This window comes from Verrucosispora sp. TAA-831, from assembly GCF_050780145.1.
In the GTDB taxonomy this organism is placed as follows: Bacteria; Actinomycetota; Actinomycetes; order Mycobacteriales; family Micromonosporaceae; genus Micromonospora.
In genome coordinates, this window is the sequence record NZ_CP192240.1 from 6,683,273 (window position 1) to 6,697,572 (window position 14,300).

At 72.4% G+C, this 14,300-nt stretch carries 15 protein-coding genes; 7 read left to right on the top strand and 8 right to left on the bottom strand.

The window, feature by feature from the left end; genetic code table 11:
- Positions 1-36 precede the first annotated feature (36 nt).
- Positions 37-1,035 (bottom strand): phosphotransferase, encoded by a 999-nt coding sequence (locus ACQVFL_RS29720; RefSeq protein WP_431728115.1) that lies wholly within the window; start codon positions 1,033-1,035, stop codon positions 37-39.
- 56 nt (positions 1,036-1,091) lie between these two features.
- A complete protein-coding gene (locus ACQVFL_RS29725; RefSeq protein ID WP_396697341.1) occupies positions 1,092-2,264 on the bottom strand; it encodes a thiolase family protein in 1,173 nt (390 codons plus the stop codon).
- A gap of 112 nt (positions 2,265-2,376) precedes the next feature.
- Between ACQVFL_RS29725 and ACQVFL_RS29730 the strand changes: the two genes are divergently transcribed.
- The gene (locus ACQVFL_RS29730; RefSeq protein ID WP_396697343.1) at positions 2,377-2,811 is read left to right on the top strand and encodes a PH domain-containing protein; all 435 of its coding nucleotides are present in this window, start codon (positions 2,377-2,379) and stop codon (positions 2,809-2,811) included.
- A gap of 48 nt (positions 2,812-2,859) precedes the next feature.
- Here ACQVFL_RS29730 and ACQVFL_RS29735 read toward each other — a convergent pair whose 3' ends face one another.
- Positions 2,860-3,771 (bottom strand): rhomboid family intramembrane serine protease, encoded by a 912-nt coding sequence (locus ACQVFL_RS29735; RefSeq protein WP_396697345.1) that lies wholly within the window; start codon positions 3,769-3,771, stop codon positions 2,860-2,862.
- Positions 3,772-3,913: 142 nt separating this feature from the next.
- Positions 3,914-4,444 carry a peptidylprolyl isomerase gene (locus ACQVFL_RS29740; RefSeq protein ID WP_396697347.1) on the bottom strand — a complete coding sequence of 177 codons (531 nt, stop codon included), beginning with the start codon at positions 4,442-4,444 and terminating at the stop codon, positions 3,914-3,916.
- 59 nt (positions 4,445-4,503) lie between these two features.
- On the opposite strand from ACQVFL_RS29740, the gene ACQVFL_RS29745 reads away from it, so the two are divergent.
- Entirely contained in the window at positions 4,504-5,319 is an 816-nt protein-coding gene (locus tag ACQVFL_RS29745; protein WP_396697349.1) for a hypothetical protein, read from the top strand.
- Between the two features lie 56 nt (positions 5,320-5,375).
- On the opposite strand, the gene corA is transcribed toward ACQVFL_RS29745, so the two are convergent.
- The 3 genes from corA to ACQVFL_RS29760 form a co-directional block, all read right to left on the bottom strand.
- The gene (gene corA / locus ACQVFL_RS29750; RefSeq protein WP_396697514.1) at positions 5,376-6,434 is read right to left on the bottom strand and encodes a magnesium/cobalt transporter CorA; all 1,059 of its coding nucleotides are present in this window, start codon (positions 6,432-6,434) and stop codon (positions 5,376-5,378) included.
- A 473-nt stretch (positions 6,435-6,907) separates the two neighbouring features.
- Positions 6,908-8,002 carry a PLP-dependent aminotransferase family protein gene (locus ACQVFL_RS29755; protein ID WP_396697351.1) on the bottom strand — a complete coding sequence of 365 codons (1,095 nt, stop codon included), beginning with the start codon at positions 8,000-8,002 and terminating at the stop codon, positions 6,908-6,910.
- A 147-nt stretch (positions 8,003-8,149) separates the two neighbouring features.
- Positions 8,150-8,644 (bottom strand): ester cyclase, encoded by a 495-nt coding sequence (locus ACQVFL_RS29760; protein ID WP_396697353.1) that lies wholly within the window; start codon positions 8,642-8,644, stop codon positions 8,150-8,152.
- A 136-nt stretch (positions 8,645-8,780) separates the two neighbouring features.
- On the opposite strand from ACQVFL_RS29760, the gene ACQVFL_RS29765 reads away from it, so the two are divergent.
- The 5 genes from ACQVFL_RS29765 to ACQVFL_RS29785 all read left to right on the top strand — a co-directional run bounded on the left by ACQVFL_RS29765 (position 8,781) and on the right by ACQVFL_RS29785 (position 12,551).
- Positions 8,781-9,230, top strand: coding sequence for an NUDIX domain-containing protein (locus tag ACQVFL_RS29765; protein ID WP_396697355.1), 450 nt, complete (start codon positions 8,781-8,783; stop codon positions 9,228-9,230).
- Entirely contained in the window at positions 9,227-9,994 is a 768-nt protein-coding gene (locus ACQVFL_RS29770; RefSeq protein WP_396697358.1) for a hypothetical protein, read from the top strand. The genes ACQVFL_RS29765 and ACQVFL_RS29770 overlap by 4 nt, the downstream gene beginning before the upstream one ends.
- Positions 9,995-10,067: 73 nt before the next feature.
- Complete coding sequence (locus ACQVFL_RS29775) at positions 10,068-10,799, top strand: sugar phosphate nucleotidyltransferase (RefSeq protein WP_396697516.1); 732 nt, start codon at positions 10,068-10,070, stop codon at positions 10,797-10,799.
- Positions 10,787-11,854, top strand: a complete 1,068-nt coding sequence (locus ACQVFL_RS29780) for an iron-containing alcohol dehydrogenase family protein (protein ID WP_396697360.1) — start codon at positions 10,787-10,789, stop codon at positions 11,852-11,854. Before ACQVFL_RS29775 ends, ACQVFL_RS29780 begins: the two co-directional genes overlap by 13 nt.
- Positions 11,838-12,551: a CDP-alcohol phosphatidyltransferase family protein gene (locus ACQVFL_RS29785; RefSeq protein WP_396697363.1), complete on the top strand. Its 714-nt coding sequence runs from the start codon at positions 11,838-11,840 to the stop codon at positions 12,549-12,551. The genes ACQVFL_RS29780 and ACQVFL_RS29785 overlap by 17 nt, the downstream gene beginning before the upstream one ends.
- A 338-nt stretch (positions 12,552-12,889) precedes the next feature.
- Here ACQVFL_RS29785 and ACQVFL_RS29790 read toward each other — a convergent pair whose 3' ends face one another.
- Complete coding sequence (locus ACQVFL_RS29790) at positions 12,890-14,299, bottom strand: glycosyltransferase family 4 protein (protein WP_431728116.1); 1,410 nt, start codon at positions 14,297-14,299, stop codon at positions 12,890-12,892.
- Position 14,300 lies beyond the last annotated feature (1 nt).

Below are 14,300 nucleotides of genomic sequence, written 5' to 3' on the forward strand. Positions count from 1 at the left end.
CGGCCGAGCCCCTCTCGACCGGCTCTCGCGACGCGCTCAGGCGAACTCGGTGACCAGTAGTTCGTCGAGCCACCCGGGCACGCTGGCGGCGAACTCGGCGCGACTCGGGTCGGTGGTGTCCAGCGCCCGACGCCAGGACAACGACCGGCTGACCATGGTCACCCCGGCCGCCGTCTCGGCGAGCCGGAGCAGGGTCGGACGGTCGCAACGGTCCGTCCACGGCTCCAGGTACGCGTCGCGCAGCCGACCCAGCGCCGGGTCCCCGGCGTCCAGACCGTTGACGTACGCGACCGACCGCAGCGCCACCAGCAGCGTGCCGAACGGGTGCGCCACCGAGGCGTCGCCCCAGTCGAAGAAGCGGTGACCGTCGCCGGTCACGAAGACGTTCCCGTCGTGCAGATCGTCGTGCTGGACGGTCGGCCCGATCGGCCCCTCGGCCAGCAACCGGCACCGCTGCGCGTACTCGGGCAGCCGGGACCGCAGCCGGTCGCGGGCCTCGGTGGTCAGGCCGTCCGGAGTGTCCAGCAGCAGCGCCGCACCGTCGTCGAGCAACTCGGCGAGGTGCCCCGGCAGTGCCTCCGGGCGATGGTCGGGTACGCCGAGACCGAGCAGTTCGTCGACGTGCGCGGCGGTGGCCCGTTGCAGGTCGGCGTACTCGGGCAGGATCCGTTCCCACCGGGCCGGGTCCGGCTCGCCGGTCAGCGCCTCGCGCAGCGTCGCGCCGCCGTGCGGCAACAGCGCCCAGCGCCGCCGGGTGTCCACCGCGATCGGGTCGAGCACCCGTCCGGGTGCCAGCCGGGCCAGAGCTGCGGTCAGTGCCGTCTCGAAGCCGGTCCCCGCCGCGTTCGCCTTGAACCACACGTCACCGGCGTCGGTCGGCACCCGCCAGATCAGCGCCCACGGTCGGACGCGTGGCTCGACCGGGCCGGTTATCCGCTGCCCGGTGCGGGCGAGCGCCTCGGCCACCCACTCCCACGCGGCGGCGCGCCACGTCCGGTCGTCCCAGTCGGTGTACGGTGCGGTCGCGGCGGTCACGGGGGCACGCTAACCCCACCGGAGTCGGCCCGCGACGGGTTTTTACCGCGTACGGGTCAGAGCAGCTCGACGATGGTGGCGTTGGCCATCCCGCCGCCCTCGCACATGGTCTGCAAGCCGTAGCGCACCCCGTTGTCGCGCATGTGGGCGAGCATCGTCGTCATGATCCGGGCACCGGACCCGCCGAGCGGGTGCCCCAGCGCGATGGCACCGCCGCGAGGATTGAGCCGCTCCGGGTCCGCCTCGGTCTCCGCCAACCAGGCCAGCGGCACCGGGGCGAACGCCTCGTTCACCTCGTACACCCCGATCTCCTCGATGCCCAGCCCGGCGCGGCGCAGCGCCTTCGCGGTGGCCGGGATCGGCGCGGTGAGCATGGTGACCGGATCGTCGGCGGCGACCACGGCGGTGTGCACCCGGGCCAACGGACGCAGGCCGTGCCGGCTGGCCCACTCGCTGGTGGTGACCGCGAGCGCCGCCGCGCCGTCGGAGATCTGCGAGGCCGAACCGGCGGTGACCACGCCCTCCGGGTGGAACGGGGTGGCCAGTTCGCCGAGCTTCTCCAGCGAGGTCTCCCGGCGGATGCCCTCGTCAGCGGTGAACTTCCCGCCGTCGGCCAGCGGCACCGGGGTCAGCTCGGCCTCGAACGCCCCGGCGTCCTGGGCGGCGGCGGCCTTCTCGTGGCTGGCCAGCGCGAACTCGTCGAGCTGGGTCCGGGACAGCCGCCAGCGCCGAGCGATCAGCTCCGCGCCGACGCCCTGGTTGAACGGCAGCGGCGAGTCCTCGGCGACCCCTTCGACACCCCGGTAGCGGGCCAGGATCTGGCCGCTGAACGGCAGCCCGCCCGCCGCGCTGGAACCCATCGGCACCCGGGTCATCGACTCGACACCGCCGGCCACCACCAGGTCGGCCTGTCCGGAGAGCACGGTGGCGGCGGCGAAGTGCAGGGCCTGCTGGCTGGAGCCGCACTGCCGGTCCACCGTGGTGCCGGGCACCGACTCGGGCCAGCCGGCCGCGAGCACGGCATTGCGGGCCACGTTCCACGACTGCTCGCCGACCTGGGAGACGCAGCCCCAGACCACGTCGTCGACGAGCGTCGGGTCGATGCCGGTGCGTTCGGCGAGGGCACGCAGCACGTGCGCCGACAGGTCCACCGGGTGGACCGTGGCCAGGCTGCCCTTGCGCCGCCCGACCGGGGTACGCACCGCGCCGACGATAACCGCGTCACTCATGTCTACTCCCCGGTAACCTGGGCTGTTCCCGATCCTACGCCGCCGACGCGGCGACGTCGCCGCCCGTGGGCACCGGCATGCCGGTCACCTGCCGCGCTGGCATGCTGGTCGGGTGACGTTCGAGACGGTCGCCCGGCAGTGGCGGGTACGCCCCGCGCTGCCGATCCTCAAGCTGGTCGGTGCGGGCGGCGTACTCGCCCTGGGACTCCTGCTCGCCGACGGCGACCTGCTCCGGCCGGCGCTCGGCGTACTGGCCGGCGCGGCCCTCGTCGCCTGGGGCGTACGGGACCTCGTCGCACCGGTCCGGCTCGCCGTGGACGCCGACGGCGTCACCGTGCCGACGGGGTGGTGGACCGCGCGGCGGCACCTGCCCTGGTCGACGATCGAGACCATCGAGGTGAACCGCCGGGCCGGGCGCGGGGTGAGCGGGCCGGTGCTGGAGATCGACACCGGCGAGTCGCTGCACCTGTTCAGCCGGCAGGACCTGGACACCGACCCCGACGAGGTGGCCGACGCGCTGCGGGCCGCCCGCCCGACGACCGGCTGAGCCCGCACCGGCCCGCCGCGTGTCGCGGGCCGGTCACGGGCGATGGGCTCAGCCGAGCAGGGTGAAGGTGCGGAACAGGGCCAGCACCAGCAGCACCACCAGCAGGAACGAGCCGCCGGTGACCTGCACCAGCGTCCGGTGGGACCGGGGTGCGTACGCCAGCACCAGCGCCATCAACGCGCCGAAGACCAGACCGCCCAGGTGACCGGCGATCGAGATCTGCGGCACGGTGAACGTGAAGATCAGGTTGATCACCAGGATCGGCACGATCGCCGAGGTGTCCCGACCCAGCCGACGCATGATCACGAAGGTCGCCGCGAACAGCCCGAAGATGGCGGTGGAGGCACCGGCTGACATCTGGTTGGGGGCGCTGAACACGTACACCGCGACGTTGCCGCCGAAGCCGGCGATGAGATAGAGCGCGATGAAGCGCAGTGGCCCGAGCACCGCCTCCAGGGACCGGCCGAGGACCCAGAGCGCCCACATGTTCAGCAGCAGGTGCACCACGCCGTAGTGCAGGAACATCGCGGTGACCAGGCGATACCACTGGCCCTCGGCGATGCCGCCGATGCTGCCGTCGAGGAACATCGCCCGGCCGAGCACCGCACCCCACTCGGTCAGCGGGGTGCTCCCGCCGAGCAGGCCGCCGAAGCCGCTGCCTCCGGCCGCCGCGTCCCCGCCCCGGTCGGAGGCGATGGAGATCAGCATCACCATCAGGTTGATGCCGATCAGCGTCTTGGTGACGTACCCGAGCCGACCGGTCTCACCGCCACCGAAGGCGGTGCGCGCCGGTCGTGTGCTCCGGCGGCCCTGTGCCACGCACTCCGGGCACTGGAACCCGACCGACGCCTCGTTCATGCAGTCCGGGCAGATCGACCGGTCGCACCGGGTGCACCGGACGTACGTCTCCCGGCCGGGGTGGCGGTAACAGACCGGGGTGGTCGGCGGGGATTCGCTCACCGGGTGCTCCAGGTGCCCGAGCGCTCAGTCATGCGAGCAAAGGTACCTCGGGCCACCGGTGAGACGGGTCAGGCGACGTACGGCCGGTCGGTGCCCGCCGCGCCCAGGCCCGGGCGGCGGGCACCACCTGAGACGGCCGGTGTCAGGCCGGCTGCCGCTCGATCTCGATGCGCTCGATGACCACGTCCTGGAGCGGCCGGTCGCTGGGACCGGTCGGCGTGTTGGCGATCGAGTCGACCACCTTCGCGGACTGCTCGTCGGCCACCGCCCCGAAGATGGTGTGCCGGTTGTTCAGGTGCGGCGTCGGCGACACCGTGATGAAGAACTGCGAGCCGTTGGTGCCGGGCCCGGCGTTCGCCATCGCCAGCAGGTACGGCCGGTCGAACCGCAGCTCGGGGTGGAACTCGTCGGCGAAGGTGTAGCCCGGACCACCCCGACCGGTGCCGGTCGGGTCGCCCATCTGCACCATGAATCCGCTGATCACGCGGTGCGAGATGGTGCCGTCGTAGTACGGGCCGTTGCCCGGCTTGCCGGTCCGCGGGTCGGTGTACTCACGAGTGCCCTCGGCCAGGTCGACGAAGTTGCGAACCGTCTTCGGCGCGTGGTTGGGGAAGAGTTCCAGCCGGATCGGGCCGGCGTTGGTGTGCAAGGTGGCGTAGACAGCCTCGGCCACGGGTACTCCTTACTCGTTGGTCAGTTCCTTGCGGATCCTCCCATGTGCCCGATCTGGACATGCGGAGGCATCCGAAGGTGGAGGATGAGACGAAGCAACTCCCAGGAGGTGGGACCGTGTTTGGAATCGGGCGCCGCAGGACTGAGGGGCAGTTGGCCCGGGCCGAGCTCAATCGGGGGATCGGTCACCTGAGGCTGGCCGCCACGCACGCGGCGAAGGGAGCCGGGTCCACCGTCGGCCCTCGGGTCCAGACGGCCCGCGACGCGGTGGCACCGACCGCGGTGCTGGTCCGCGACCGCGCCGCGAGCGGCCTCGCCACCACGGCCGCCGCGATGGCGCCGCTGGCCCTGGCCGTGCGTCACGCACAGGCCGAGGCCGCCGGCCGGGCCGCGTCCGGCAAGAAGGTCGTCGCCAAGCAGGCCGCGGCCGCCAGGAAGGTCAAGGCGAAGAACATGAAGAAGATGAAGCGGAAGAAGTCCCGTCGCAGCGGGACCATGCTGGCCGGCATGCTCGCCGCCGGTGTGGTGGCCGGGCTGGCCGGTGCGATCGCCCTGCGACGCCACCGCGAGCAGCAGGAGTGGACCGAGTACGACGCGACCACGACGCTGGAGCCGATGCGCGACGAGGTGGAGACCATCGAGGTGCGTACGACCGCCCCGTCGGGTGTGGCCAAGGCGTCGACCGGTGCCGGCAGCTCGGCGGTGGTCTCCGGCGACAGCGCGTCGACCACCACGCCGCCCAAGCCGTCCCCGGTGACGCCGACGGACAAGGTGCCGTCGGTCGCCGAGGGTGCCCGGACCACCAACGGTCGGCCCGCCGACGACCTGACCACCGCTCTGAGCAAGTCGCCCAGCAAGTCCAACGGTCGCGCCTGATCTCCCGGTCCCGCCTCCGCCCCGCCACCTCCGGCGGGGCGGGCGGGCTGCGGGGGTCAGAGCCAGTCGTTGCGGCGGAACCACCGGTAAAGCGTCAGCGAGATGGTGAGCATCAACGCCAGCACCACCGGGTAGCCGTACACGATCTTCAGCTCGGGCATGAACTCGAAGTTCATGCCGTATATCCCGGCGATCGCCGTCCACACCGCCGCGATGGCGGCCCAGGCGGCGATCTTGCGCATGTCGTTGTTCTGGTCGACGGTCACCTGGGCCAGTCGGGCCTGGAGGATCGAGTTCAACAGGTCGTCGTACGAGTTGACCTGCTCGACCGTACGGCTCAGGTGGTCCTGCACGTCGCGGAAGTAGCGACGGACCTCCTTGGGCACCTCGCGGCTCATCTGGGCGGTGAGCGCGAGCAACGGCCGCTGCAACGGCATCACCGCCCGCTTGAACTCGACCAGTTCCCGCTTCATCTGATAGATCCGCTGGATCCGGCCACTGGCCTGCCGGTCGAAGACCTCCGTCTCCAGCACGTCCATGTCGTCCTCAAGCTGGTCGGCGACCTCCAGGTACAGGTCGACGACCCGGTCGGTGATCGCGTACGCGACCGCCCAGGGGCCGTGCAGCAGCAACTCCCGCCGGGCCTCCAGCTCCTCGCGGACCGGTGCCAGCCGGCAGGCGTCCCCGTGCCGGACGCTGATCAGGAAGTGCGGGCCGATGAAGAGCATCACCTGCCCGGTCTCCACCACGTCGGTCTTCTCGGTCAGCTCGGTGTGCTCGCAGTAGCGCGCGGTACGCAGAACCAGGAAGCTGACCTCGCCGAAACGCTCCAGCTTGGGCCGCTGGTGCGCCTTGACCGCGTCCTCCACGGCCAGCTCGTGCAGCCCGTACGTGGCGGCGATCTCGCTCATCTCGGCCAGCTCCGGCTCGTGCAACCCGAGCCAGACGAAGCCGTTCTCGGCGCGCCGCGCCTCGGCGAGCGCTTCGGCGTAGCCGCAGTCGCCGCCCTGCCGCCGCCCGTCGAGATAGAGCGCGCAGTCGACCACCGCACTGCGCCGTGGACCCGCCGGGGCCTCCACCCGCTGGGACCCGTCCGGGTTGAGCCGTCGGGTCACCGCGCGTACCGGCGACCAGGCGCGGGCTCGCGGCGACCGGGCGAGCGGCGACGGGACCGGCTGGGGATCGGTCTGGTCGCGGCCGGTGGAGGCGGCCCCCTCCCGCTGCATCCGCTCCGTCATCACGCCCCCCGTCCGCGCTCGGCTGCGGCTTGCAGGGTACGCCGCCGTACCGATCATGGCGGCGGCGCGGCGGCGGGGGGGTGGCGCCGGACGGACCGGATCGCATCAGGGGGGTGAGGGGGCGATCCGGCCCGCCCGGCGCCGTTGGGGGCGGGGGGTTGTGCTGACCGCGTCACACCACACCGCAGCCGGCCGGGCCGCACCGCGCCGTCGGCGTCACGCCGGCCGGGACCGGCGTGACCTGCACGACATGTGGTGAAGGACGCTCGCAGCATTGTGGGCCGCCAGTCGCCACAGCGGGAGTCCCGGGCACGCCGGTATCGCCGTTCTGTCGGAAACCCGACAGATTTTCACCCCCGGACTGCCTCCATCGCCTCGGCCAGCCGCCGGACGCCCTCGTCGATGCGGTCGGCGGTCACCGCCGAGTACGCCAGGCGCAGCGCGTGCCGGCCACCGTCCACCACGAAGTCGCTGCCCTTGACCACCGCGACGCCGCGCTCGGCCGCCGCCGGGGCGAGCTTGTCGACGAGGACGTCCTCGGGCAGCTCGACCCAGAGGAAGTAGCCGCCGTCCGGCTCCACGAAGCGGGCCTCGGGGATGTGCCGCCGCAGCGACTCGGCCAGCGCACCGGCCCGCTCGCCGAGCGCCGCCCGGACCGTCTCGATGGACCGGGCGATGTCCCCGGAGACACAGAACTGGTGCACGATCGCCTGCGCCACCATCCCCGGCGAGATGTAGAGGTTGGTCGCCTTCTTCGCGATGTCGGCGATCAGGTCGGCCGGGCCGACCAGGTACCCCACCCGGACGCCGGGGCAGACCGTCTTGGTGAAGCTGGAGGCGTGCACCACGACGTCCCGGGTGTCCATCGACAGCATCGACGGCAGCGGCTCGCCCCGGAACCGGACGTCGGCGTACGGGTCGTCCTCGAAGATCGTGAAGCCGAACTCGGCGGCCAGGTCGAGCAGCTCACGCCGCTTGTCCGCGGAGAGCGTCACGCCGGCCGGGTTCTGGTAGTTCGGGATCACGTGCGCCAGGCGCGGCCGTACCCCGGACTCCAGCAACTTGCGCAGCTCGGCGGTGTCCAGGCCGTCCGGCTGGATGGTGACGCCGTGCACCTCGGCACCCATCCGCTGGAGGTTGAGCAGGGTCCGGTCGTAGGTCGGCCGCTCCACCACCACCGCGTCACCGGACCGGACCAGGTGGTCGAAGAGGAAGGCGTCGGCCTGCAACGAACCGTTGGTGATCAGCACCTGCTCGGCCGTGACCCCGTGCTTCTCCGCGACCCACTGGCGCAGCGGCAGATAGCCGACGGAGGTGCCGTACGCGGTCACCCCGGCGGGATCGGCGTCGAACGCGCGGACGGCGGCGGCCTTGAGCCCTTCGACATCGACGATGTCCAGAGAGGGGGCGCCACGGGCGAAGGAGATCAGCTGCTCGGCAGTCATGGCTGTTCAGCGTACGGGCGGCGGCCGGGTGAACGCGTACGGCACGGCGATGTCCGCATCCTGAGCCACCGAGTCGGGTGAACCGGTGCGGACCGGGCGTCCCGCCCGCGCGGACCGACTGCGTACCAGGTCAGGCCGGACGACCGATCAGGCGGCGACCGCCCGGGGTGCGGCGGTGACGGCGGGCTCGTCGGCGAACGACCCGTCCGGGGCCTGCTGCCGGGACAGCCCGGCGACGTGCAGGCCGAGCAGGGCGATCAACTGTCCCCAGTCGAAGTAGGACCGCCAGGCGGCGATGCGCCCCCGACGCACCCGGACCATGTCCACCACCTCCCAGGAGACGGTGCGTCCGGTGGGAGCCACCGTGCCGAACGGGGTGTGCAGCACACCGGTGTGGGTCCCGGTGAGTCGCCGCTCGACCGCTGCCCCACCGGCCGTACGCACCGAGCCGAGCACGTCGACCCGCAGATCCGGGAAGGCACCCGTCCAGGTACGCAGCAGGGCGGGCAACTCGACCGGCCGGACCGTCACACCCGGCATCGCGTAGTACCCGTCCCGGGCGTACAGGTCGGGGAGTCGGGCCACGTCCCGTCGCAGGAGCATGGCGTACTGCTGCTCGACCAACTGGTCCGCGCCGCGCATGTCGACCTCCTCGCGTGCGCGTCTCGGCCCGCGCCCGCAGAGAATCCATACCCCCGGTCCGACCGGTCCACACCAGCGGACAAGTCCGCCCGAGCGGACATCGCCGCAGCTCGGCCCGGCGGCTACTGTTCTTGGGGTGTCCACCGAGCCGCTGCGCTGCGCCGGAGCGCTGATCGTCCACCCCGACGGGCGCCTCTTCTTCCAACGCCGCTCGCCGCACCGCCGCCTCTTCCCGAACAGTTGGGACATCGTCGGCGGCCACCTCGAACCCGGCGAGACCGTCGAACAGGCGCTGCGCCGGGAGGTCACCGAGGAGACCGGCTGGCGCGTCTCGGAGATCATCGCGCTGGTCGGCGAATACCGGTACGTCGGCGACGACGGCCTGGCCCGGGTCGAGAGCGACTGGCTGATCCGGGTCGACGGCGACCTGACCGCACCGGTCCTGGAGGTCGGCAAGCACACCGAGTACCGCTGGCTCGGCCCGGCCGACCTCGACCTGCTCGACGAGGACCGCGACGTCAACGACGGGCTGATCCGGCGGATCGCCGAGGAGGCCTTCGAACTCCTGGGTCCGACCGGTTCGTGAGCGACAGCGTCGGGCTCGCCGCGCACCGGTACGTGGCGCTGGTCGCCCCCGTCCTCGACCGGGTCGTCCGCGCAGCGATACAGGCCGGGCAGGACGGCGGCGGAGCGGAACTGAGCCAGCGGTACGGCGGCATGCCCGCCACCAGCTTCCTGGTGGAGATGCGGACCCGCCTCGCGGCCGGCGGCTCGGTCGACGGGGCCGGATTCGCCGCGATCACCCGGTACCGGGACCCGGTCGCCTGTCGACGCGCCCTGGACCGGCACGTCGCGTACGGGATGATCCACCGGCGGCCGGACGGCGGGCTCACCGCCACCGAACGCGGCACCGCGTTCCTCGCCGAGCTGTACCAGGTACACGCCGAGGTGACCGAGGAACTCTGGGCCGGTCACGACGACCGGGTGCAGCGGTCGGCCGAGACCGCCGGGCGGCTGCTGGCCGCCGCCCTGTCACCCCGAGGCGACGAACCGGTGCCCAGTCCCGGCGCGTTCGACGCGGTCGCCCCACCGTACGAGCCGGACGGCACCCCGTCGGGCGTGCTGCTGCTCAACCGGCTCGGCACGCTGCGGTACCACCGGGCCGACGCGCACACCGACGCCTGGACGGCCGCCGGACACACCCCGGCGAGCATCGCCGAGCTGACCGACGGGGCGCAGTGGCAGGCCATCGAGCTGGAGACCGACCGGCGGGCGGCCGGACCGTACACGGCGCTGACCGCCGAGGAGCGACTGACCTTCCTCGCCGACCTGGCGGCCCTGCCCGGCTGACCCCCGACAGCCGGGCGACGCGCGGCGCTATCCTCCTTCGGTGAACGCCGTGAGAACAGGAACTGATGTCGGCATGGTCGGGATGGTGCTGGCGGCCGGGGCCGGTCGCCGCCTGCGCCCGTACACCGACACGCTGCCCAAGGCGCTGGTCCCGGTGGACGGCGAGATCACCATCCTCGACATCGCGCTGCGTAACCTCGCCGAGGTGGGGCTGACCGACGTCGTCGTGGTGGTCGGCTACGCGGCGGACGCGGTCCGCGAACGCCAGGCCGACCTGGAACGCCGCCACGGCGTGACGCTCACCCTCGTGCACAACGACAAGGCCGAGGAGTGGAACAACGCGTACTCGCTCTGGCTGGCCCGCGACTGGTTCGCCCGGGGCGTGCTGCTGGTCAACGGGGACACCGTGCACCCGGTGAGCATCGAGAAGACGCTGCTGGCCGAGCGCGGGCCCGGCGTACTGCTCGCGGTCGACACCCTCAAGCCGCTGGCCGAGGAGGAGATGAAGACCACCTTCGACGCCGCCGGGCAACTCACCCGGATCACCAAGCTGATGGACCCGGCGCAGGCGTACGGCGAGTACATCGGCGCGACGCTGATCGAGCCGCAGGTGGCCGGGCCGCTCGCCGACGCGCTGGAGGCGACCTGGCGGCGCGACCCGAACCTGTACTACGAGGACGGATACCAGGAGTTCGCCGAGCGGGGTGGCGAGGTACGCGCCGCACCGATCGGTGACGTGTCCTGGGTGGAGGTCGACAACCACGACGACCTGGCCCGGGCGCGGGAGATCGCGTGCCGTTACTAGCGCGCACCGTCACCACACCGCTGTCGATCGAGGTCCGCCGAGGGGCGGTGGCCAACCTCGGCGCGCTGCTGGCCGACCGGCGGATCTCCGGCGGCGGCGACGTCGCAGTGGTGGTCGGCCCCGGGCAGGGCGAGAAGATCGCCGACCTCTGCCGGCCCTCACTCGGCTCGGCCGACATCTTCACCGTGACCGGCGGCACCGTCGACTCCGCCAACGAGCTGGGCGACCAGCTCCGGCGCCGACACTACGACGCGGTCGTCGGCATCGGCGGCGGCAAGACCATCGACACCGCCAAGTACGCCGCCACCCGCTACGCCATCCCGATGGTCACCGTGGCGACCAGCCTCGCCAACGACGGCATCGCCTCCCCGGTGGCATCGCTGACCCACGAGGGCGGCAAGGGCTCGTACGGCGTGCACATCCCGATCGCCGTCCTGGTCGACCTCGACTTCGTGGAGAACGGGCCGGATCGGCAGACCCAGGCCGGCATCGGCGACGCGGTGAGCAACCTGAGCGCCTGCGCCGACTGGGAACTGGCCCACCGGGTACGCGACGAACCGATCGACGGACTCGCCGTGACGCTCGCCCGGACCGGGGCCGAGGCACTGGTCAACCACCCCGGCAAGATCACCGACGACACGTTCCTCACCACGCTGGCCGAGGCGCTCATCCTCGGCGGGATCTCGATGTCGATCTGCGGGTCCAGCCGCCCGGCCAGCGGCGGCGACCACGAGATCTCGCACGCCATCGACCACCTGTACCCGGGCACCGGCTCGCACGGCGAACAGGTCGGCCTGGGCGCGTTGTTCTGCACCTTCCTCCGGGGCGACCGGGAACGCTTCGGCCAACTCGGCCGCTGCCTGCACCGGCACGGCCTGGCCGTCCGGCCGGAGGAACTGGGCCTCACCGACGAGCAGTTCGTCGAGGCGGTGGCCTTCGCGCCGCGCACCCGACCGGACCGCTACACCATCCTCGAACACCTCGCGTTGTCCGCTGACGACATCCGGACCCGGCTGGGAGACTACGTTGACGCCCTCCGTGAGCACCTTGGCTGAGCCCTCGCACCCCACGATCGCCGACTTCCACCGGGTCAACCGGGGCGGTGGCCTGTTCAGCGAGTCGGTGAGCCAGTGGATCGGCGCCGTCTTCGCACTGGTCGCCCAGCGGCTCGGGCTCCGGCCGACCGCGCTGACCATCACCAACCTGGTACTCGGTCTCGCCACCTCGGTCACCGTGGTCGCGCTCGCCGGGCCGGTCGCCGCCGGGGACGTACCCGCCTGGGTGGTCGGGCTGCTCGCGCTGCTCGGCTGGCAGATCGCGTACGCCCTGGACTGCGCCGACGGTCAGCTCGCCCGGGTCACCGGTCAGGGCAGCGCGGCCGGGGCCCGGGTCGACGTGCTCTGCGACGTGGCGGCCCAGATCGCCCTGGTCGCCGCGCTCTCCGCGACCGCCGTGGCGCAGGTGCCGTCGACGCCCGTGTGGTTGGTGGCGGCCTTCGCGGGCACCTGGATGGTCAACCTGGTGACCTCGGTGATGCAGTCCGGCCCGAACGCGGCCAGCATGGTCACCTCCACCAGCCTGCCGGTACGCCTGGTGAAGCTGATCCGCGACTACGGCGCGGTGATCTTCGTGGCCGCCCTGGTGCTGGCCCTCGCCCCGGCGCTCGTGTTCTGGGTTCTCGTGGCGTTCACCGTCGTCAACGGCGGCTTCCTGCTCGCCAGCATCGCCTTCTCCGCCCGCGCCTCGCTCTAGCCAGCATGTAAGGAAGGGCACCTTACTAACGCCTCGTGCATAGCAAGGGCCCCCCGTTAACGCAGCCTGCCCCGATCAACGCAGCCTGCCGACGGCCCCCTGACGGCAGCCGCCGTACGCGCGCATCCCGCCCCTAGAAGATCGTGCCCACCTCGCACCCCGAGATCGCGCGCCGACCACTCCCCAAGATCGTGCTCGATCCAGGATCGAGTGGCATCGAAGCGCCGGGGTAGCCACTCGATCCCGGATCGAGTGGCTACCGAACGCTCACCCACTTCCGCCCCTGGGGGCTCGGCACGACACGGGAGACGCGGGAGACAGCGGGACACGTGGGGGGGTCAGCGGAGGGAGGCGTACACGTCGATGAGGCGCTTGGTGACCACCTCGGGGTGGAAGGTGCGGTCGTAGCGGGCGCGGGCGGGCCCGGCCAGGGCGGCGGCTCCGGCGGCGGCCACCGGCAGCGCGGCGGCCAGGGCCGCCGGGTCCGGCGGCACCACCCAGCCGGCCTCCCCGGCGCGGATCCCAACCGGCAAGGCACCCACCCGACCGGCGGAGTCGACCTGACCGACGGATCCACCGGGGCCATCCGAGCCGACGGGGCCGAGGCCATCGGAGCCCAGTCCACCGGAGCCGGCCGGGCCGGCAAGGCCACCGGAGCCGACCGGGCCGGCAAGATCAACCGGGCCGGACGGGCCGCCGGGGCTGGGCGGGGCGGCTGCCGAGGCGGCCACGGCCGGGCCGGTGCCGGCGGGTTCGCGGGGCGTGTCGGCGCCGACCAGGTACGGGATGCCGCCGAGCGCGGTGCCGAGCACGGGCCGTCCGCTGGCCAGCGCCTCGATGATCACGGTGGGGAGTACGTCGTGCCAGGTCGAGGTCGCCAGCACCACGGCGCTCGCGTTCAGCGCCTCGCGGACTCCGGCCCGGTCGAGCGGGCCGAGGAAGGTGACGTCCGACCGTTCGGCCGCCGCTGCCTCGACCAGCGGGCGTAGTTCGCCGTCACCGGCCACGCGCAGCGGGCCGAGTGTGCCGTCCGGGTGCCGACGCCACGCCTCCAACAGCAGGTCGAGGCCCTTCTCGGGGGAGAGCCGACCGAGGAAGAGGAAGCCGTGGCCCAGCGGCGCGGGGGTGCCCGGGTCCGGGATGGCGTTCGGCTTGACCACGATCCGGTCGTCCGGGATGCCGTAGTCGCGGAGGTGGTCGGCGACGGCGCTGGTCAGTGCGATGAACCGGTCCACCGACTTCCAGGTGCCCCGGTGCACGGCCAGGGTGGTCGCCATCAGCGCGCTCTGCGCCCGCGAGCCCCGGTAGCAGCGGTGCACCACCGCCGGCACGCCCAGCGTCCGGCCCCGGCAGTCCTGGCAGATCACCCCGTCGCGGAAGTACAGGCCGGAGGAGCAGACCTGACGGTAGTTGTGCACGGTCTGCACCACGGGCACGCCGTGCCGGTGCGCGGTCCGCACCACCCAGGGCGACAGCAGCGGGTACGGGTTGTGCAGGTGCAACACGTCCGGCCGGTGCTCGGTGAGCAGCCGGCTCAGCTCCTGTTGTGCCCGGGGGGCGTAGATCGGGGAGATCGGCAGCAGGGCCTTCGCCGTCTTCGGCATCGACGGGATCTCGTCGGAGCTGCGCAGGAACGGCAGCACCTCCACGCCGGCCGCCGCGAGCTGGGAGATCTCCACGTCGACGATGGTGTTCTCGCCGGACGGCTGGGCTTCCCGGTACCGGTTGTGCGCCACCACGATTCTCACG